This is a genomic window from Actibacterium sp. (assembly GCF_041584535.1).
In the GTDB taxonomy this organism is placed as follows: domain Bacteria; phylum Pseudomonadota; class Alphaproteobacteria; order Rhodobacterales; family Rhodobacteraceae; genus Actibacterium_D.
Genome location: NZ_JBFHDW010000204.1, coordinates 1 through 4,929, shown reverse-complemented (window position 1 = coordinate 4,929; position 4,929 = coordinate 1). Strand labels below are relative to the sequence as shown.

At 63.4% G+C, this 4,929-nt stretch carries 7 protein-coding genes; 3 read left to right on the top strand and 4 right to left on the bottom strand.

Translation table 11 applies throughout. The features are described 5' to 3' along the window. The 3 genes from ABYW26_RS10500 to ABYW26_RS10490 all read left to right on the top strand — a co-directional run. On the top strand, positions 1-532 hold a 532-nt coding region (locus ABYW26_RS10500), incomplete at its 5' end, for a hypothetical protein (protein ID WP_372604795.1). 1 nt (position 533) lies between these two features. After that, positions 534-761: a hypothetical protein gene (locus tag ABYW26_RS10495; protein ID WP_372604794.1), complete on the top strand. Its 228-nt coding sequence runs from the start codon at positions 534-536 to the stop codon at positions 759-761. Next, positions 758-1,603: an urea carboxylase-associated family protein gene (locus tag ABYW26_RS10490; protein WP_372604792.1), complete on the top strand. Its 846-nt coding sequence runs from the start codon at positions 758-760 to the stop codon at positions 1,601-1,603. Before ABYW26_RS10495 ends, ABYW26_RS10490 begins: the two co-directional genes overlap by 4 nt. Here ABYW26_RS10490 and ABYW26_RS10485 read toward each other — a convergent pair whose 3' ends face one another. From ABYW26_RS10485 to ABYW26_RS10470, 4 genes are all read right to left on the bottom strand, one after another. Further along, complete coding sequence (locus ABYW26_RS10485; RefSeq protein WP_372604791.1) at positions 1,604-2,587, bottom strand: aldo/keto reductase; 984 nt, start codon at positions 2,585-2,587, stop codon at positions 1,604-1,606. Between the two features lie 24 nt (positions 2,588-2,611). Continuing rightward, on the bottom strand, positions 2,612-3,316 hold the full coding sequence (deoD, locus tag ABYW26_RS10480) for a purine-nucleoside phosphorylase (protein ID WP_372604789.1): 705 nt from the start codon (positions 3,314-3,316) through the stop codon (positions 2,612-2,614). An 82-nt stretch (positions 3,317-3,398) separates the two neighbouring features. Further along, positions 3,399-3,698: an H-NS family nucleoid-associated regulatory protein gene (locus ABYW26_RS10475; protein ID WP_372604788.1), complete on the bottom strand. Its 300-nt coding sequence runs from the start codon at positions 3,696-3,698 to the stop codon at positions 3,399-3,401. A gap of 185 nt (positions 3,699-3,883) precedes the next feature. Next, positions 3,884-4,929 (bottom strand): methylmalonyl-CoA mutase family protein (locus tag ABYW26_RS10470; protein WP_372604787.1); only part of this gene is annotated, 1,046 nt, incomplete at its 5' end.

Here is a 4,929-nt window from a genome sequence, read left to right as displayed (position 1 = left end):
TTTCGTCGGCCCGATGCCATCGACCCGGCAATCCAAGCCGCTGTATCATCTGGCCGCGCCGGTGACGTTGGCGCTGGAGAAAGCCGCCAAAGCCCTTGGGCATCAGCCGGAATTCGTGCTGTATATCCGCGACCGCGACACTTGGTTGCGCAGTTGGCACAATCATCAGATCCTGTGGCGCGCGGCGGCGCTGGGCTGGGACGAGATACAGACCCGGCGGCCGGTTCAGGGCTTTGATCCGGTGGCGATTGGCGAAGGCTTGAAACTGTCGCTCAGCGTGCCGGTCACGGTGTTCCGGCTTGAAGATGACCTGAAAACGCCGCTTGGACCCGGTTCATCGCTGCTGCAACTGGCCGGTTTGAACGCCGATCAGATCGCCACATTCCACCCGGTCGCGCCGCGGCAACAGACGCCCCGGCGCTGGGTTTACACCCTGATCGGCGCGCGCCTGTTTGCGGCTTTACCAGCGGGGGTGCGGCGGCGTCTGAAACTGTGGGCGGTGCGGCTGGACCGCAGAATTCCGAGGCGATGAGATGCCACTGCTGATCCTTCTGGCCATCGCCACGGTGGTGTTCATGTTCCTCTATCGCCGCAGCCATGATCTGAGCCGCGACTGCCGCTGGCGCCCCCGGCGCTTGCCGGGGCAGGGGGCCGCGACCGAATATACCTGCGTGGCCTGTGGCGCGACGCATCTCAGCCCGGATGGTCAGCCGCCGCGCGTCTGTCTGAACCCGCAACGCCGATCCGGAGACCCGTCATGACCCAGCCACCCGATGATGCCTCTGCCCGCCGCGCCATCGCGCCGGTGATCTGCTATCCGACCGACAGCCTGCCCGCGCCCGATCTGGCGCTTTACGCCGCCGCCCGGGCCTCGGCTCGCAAGGTCGATGCGGTTATGATCCCCCCGCGCGAGGCCGCCAGTTTCCGGGTCAATGCCGGTCAGATCTTTCGCATTTCCTGCCCCGAGGGCAGTCAGGTCGGCGATCTGAACCTGTGGAACGCACGCGACCTGTCCGAGAGGTTTTATTCCGGCAAGACCCGCGCCCTGCACGGCACGCATCTGACCATCGGCGACCGGATGTGGAGCAGTTTTCCCACCCTGCGCCCGATGGCGACGGTGATTGCCGACAGTCTGGCGTGGTATGGCGCGGATGACTTTGGCGGGCGGGTGCATGACGTGATCGGCACGCGCTGCGATCCCTATACCAACCGCCTGTTGTCAGGCGGCGAGTATCACCACTGTTGCCATTCCAACCTGACGCGGGCCGTGGCGGCGGAAACCGGTCTAGGCCTGCCTCAGGCCGAGGCGCATGTGCATGATGTGCTGAACGTCTTTATGTGCACCGGCTTTACCCACGACACCGGCCAGTATTTCCTGAAGGCCAGCCCGGCGCGGGCCGGGGATTACATCGAATTCTTTGCCGAGATCGACCTTTTGGGCGCGCTCAGCGCCTGTCCGGGTGGCGATTGCAGTGCCCAGCATTCCTCGGACGCCGCCGCCTGTTTCCCGCTTTTGGTCGAGGTCTTTCAGCCCGAGCAAGCCACGCTGGGCGGCTGGTCCAGCCCGCCACCCAATGGCTATTCCCGCCGTCACCGCGACTGATCAGCCGTAGCTTTCAACGCCAAGGCTTTGCGCATAGCTGTAGCGCGCGCCATGGGCAAAGCCCTTGGGCAACAGGCGCTCGATCTCGGCGCGGTCGGTGTCGGTCAGGGTGATCTGCGTGGCGCCCAGCCACTCGGCCAGATGCGCCGCGGTGCGGGTGCCGGGGATCGGGATCTGGTTCGCGCCCCGATCCAGAACCCACGCGATTGCCCCGGCGGCCACGGTCCAGCCCTTGGCGTGGCAGAAGGCGCGGAAGCCGTCGATCGCCTTGGCGTTATAGTCCCAGTTCGGGCGTTGGAAGCGCGGGTTCACATGGCGGAAATCCTTTTCGCCGATCTGTTCCGGGGTAATCGATTTTTCCCCGAACATGCCGCGCGCCACCGGCGAAAAGGCAACGAAAGCGATGCCCAGTTCAAGGCAGGTATCAGTCAGGCCCATTTCCGGCACCCGGGTCCATAGCGAATATTCATTCTGAACAGCGCACACCGGGGTCACGGCATGGGCGCGGCGCACGGTGCCGGGGGCGACCTCGGACAGGCCCCACGCGTCGATCAGGCCTTCCTCGATCAGCTTGCCCATGGTTTCTGCCACCTCTTCGACCGGGCGCTCGGCCTCGCGGCGGTGGATGTAATACAGCTCGACCTTGTCGCGGTTCAGCCTTTCCAGCGACGCTTCCAGCTCCGAGCGGATATAATCGGCCTCGTTGTTAAAGCTGCGCGGCGGCCCCGGCACGATGCCGACCTTGGTGGCCAGCGTGACATCGGCGCCGGTCTCTTTCAGGAAACGACCGACGATGCGCTCGGATTTGCCCATGCCATAGATGTTGGCAGTGTCAAAAAAGTCGATCCCGGCATCGACGGCGGCCTGCATGCATTCCATCGAGGTTTCATCATCGGTCGGACCAAAGAAATTGGCAAAGCTCATACAGCCAAGGCCGATTTCCGAAACCATGGGGCCGTTCGCACCAAGCTGGCGTTTTTTCATTGTCTGTCTCCGGGTCGTGGTGTGTCAGGAAAAGGCGGCGGTCAAAGCGATCTCGACCATGGCGCCAAAGCTTTGTTCGCGCTCAACGCTGGTAAGGCGCGCGCCGGTGTCCAGGTGATCCGAGACCGTCAGCACCGCCAGCGCCCGGCGGCCATAGCGCGCCGCGAGGTTATACAGTTCGGCGGTCTCCATCTCGACCGCCAGAATGCCGTGGCGGGTCAGCTGGTCATTCAGATCGGGGCGTTCGTCATAGAACACGTCCGAGGAATAAATCCCGCCGACATGGGTCGTCACATGCTTGCCTTGTGCGGCAGCATGGGCGGCGGTCAGCAGGCCGAAATCGGCGCAGGGGGCGAAACTCAGCTCGCGGAACATGCCGCTGGACGGGGTGCTCAGGCTTGAGGCCGTCTGAGCCAGAATAACATCGCGCAACCCGACATGCGGCTGCATCGCGCCGCAGGACCCGATGCGGATCAGGGTCTGGGCGCCATAGTCGCGGATCAGTTCATTGGCATAGATCGACAGGCTGGGCATACCCATGCCGCTGCCGTGGATCGTCACCCGGTTGCCGTGCCATGTGCCGGTATAGCCCAGCATTCCGCGCACCTGATTGACGCAGACGGGATCGTCCAGAAAGGTCTCGGCCGCCCATTTGGCGCGCAGCGGGTCGCCCGGCAACAGAACGGTTTCGGCAATCTCGCCCGGCTTGGCGCCGATATGGATGGTCATTGTCCGGTCTCCGCGTTGGCTGCGGAAACTATAATGTCCCGTTATTGGAATGGCGATGCGCAAATAGCAACGTCGGCTCCGGTCAGACTGCTAGCTCGTCCAGCGCGCCTCCTGCGGCTAAATGCGCGGCGACCCAGCCCGGCTTGCGGCCCCGACCGGTCCAGGTTTGATCGGTATTTTCGGGGTTGCGGTATTTGGGTGCCGCAGGCGCTGCAGCGCCGGTCAGTTCTGCTAGCGAAAACCCATGTTCGCGCGCAGCAGCTTCTGCCGCTGCAAGGGCGACCATCCGCTCGCGCTGGGCCAGTGCCTTTTCGGCTTTGTCGATATCTTTGCGCAGAGCCTGCAGATCAGCACGGCTCAGGTTGAATAGATCAATGTTCATATTTTTCTCCCCGTCTTATTGCACTCAGCAAGCTGATTTAGTTTCCAATTGCAAGGGGGATTGCCCAAGTTATTGCAAATAGGCGAGAAATTGCAATTTTGGGGCGAATTGCAAATCTGAGCGCTAATCCTAACAGGTGAACGGCCCTAATTAAAGGGCCGTTCAATTCCATTGGCAGGCCAGATTTATTCCGCTGCCACCGGCGACGGATCGACCAGACCGACGATGTCGAACATGATGCGGTTCAGTTCGAAATCCTTGGGCGTATAGACCTTGGCCACGCCCATCGCCAACAGGCGCTTGGCGTCGTCGTCGGGGATGATGCCGCCGACCACGACCGGGATATGGGACAGGCCGGCCTCGGTCATGCGGGACATCAGGTCTTCGAGCAGCGGCATATGGCTGCCGGACAGGATCGACAGGCCGACCACATGCACATCTTCGTTGCGGGCGGCGGTGACGATTTCCTCGGGGGTCAGGCGGATGCCTTCATACGAGATGTCCATGCCGCAATCGCGGGCGCGGGCGGCGATCTGTTCGGCCCCGTTCGAGTGGCCATCCAGCCCCGGTTTGCCGACAAGGAATTTCAGGCGGCGGCCCAGCTTGGTCGACACGGCATCGACCTGCGCGCGGATATCCTCCAGCCCCTCGGTGCGGTTCGACGGGTTCTTGGACACGCCGGTCGGGCCGCGATACTGGCCGAAGGACACGCGCACCATGTCGCCCCATTCGCCGGTGGTGGCGCCGGCCTTGGCGGCCTCGATCGACGGCGGCATGATATTGGCGCCCGAGGCCGCGGCTTCGCGCACCTTGGTCAGCGCGGCCTGAACGGCGGCCTCGTCACGCGACGCGCGCCACGCGTTCAGGCGGTCGATCTGATCGGCCTCGGCCTTGGGATCGGCGACCATGATCGCCTCTTCGCCAGCGGTCAGCGGGCTTTCCTCGCCGGTGGTCCATTTGTTCACGCCGACAACGATGGTATCGCCGCCTTCGATGCGGGTGATGCGTTCGGCATTGGCTTCGACCAGACGCGATTTCATGTATTCGATCGCGGCAACGGCGCCGCCCATACCGTCGATCTGTGCCAGCTCGGCCCGCGCGCCATCTTTCAGGGCCTCGACCTTGCGGGTGACGGCGGGGTTGCCTTCGAACAGGTCTTCGTATTCCAGGAGGTCCGATTCATAGGCCAGAATCTGTTGCATCCGCAGCGACCATTGCTGATCCCACGGGC

What these genes read in the sequence shown, in the direction of transcription:
- ABYW26_RS10495 (WP_372604794.1), top strand. Translation starts at nt 534, where the DNA reads ATGCCACTGCTGATCCTTCTGGCCATCGCCACGGTGGTGTTCATGTTC.
- ABYW26_RS10490 (WP_372604792.1), top strand. Translation starts at nt 758, where the DNA reads ATGACCCAGCCACCCGATGATGCCTCTGCCCGCCGCGCCATCGCGCCG.
- ABYW26_RS10485 (WP_372604791.1), bottom strand. Translation starts at nt 2,587, where the DNA reads ATGAAAAAACGCCAGCTTGGTGCGAACGGCCCCATGGTTTCGGAAATC.
- deoD (WP_372604789.1), bottom strand. Translation starts at nt 3,316, where the DNA reads ATGACCATCCATATCGGCGCCAAGCCGGGCGAGATTGCCGAAACCGTT.
- ABYW26_RS10475 (WP_372604788.1), bottom strand. Translation starts at nt 3,698, where the DNA reads ATGAACATTGATCTATTCAACCTGAGCCGTGCTGATCTGCAGGCTCTG.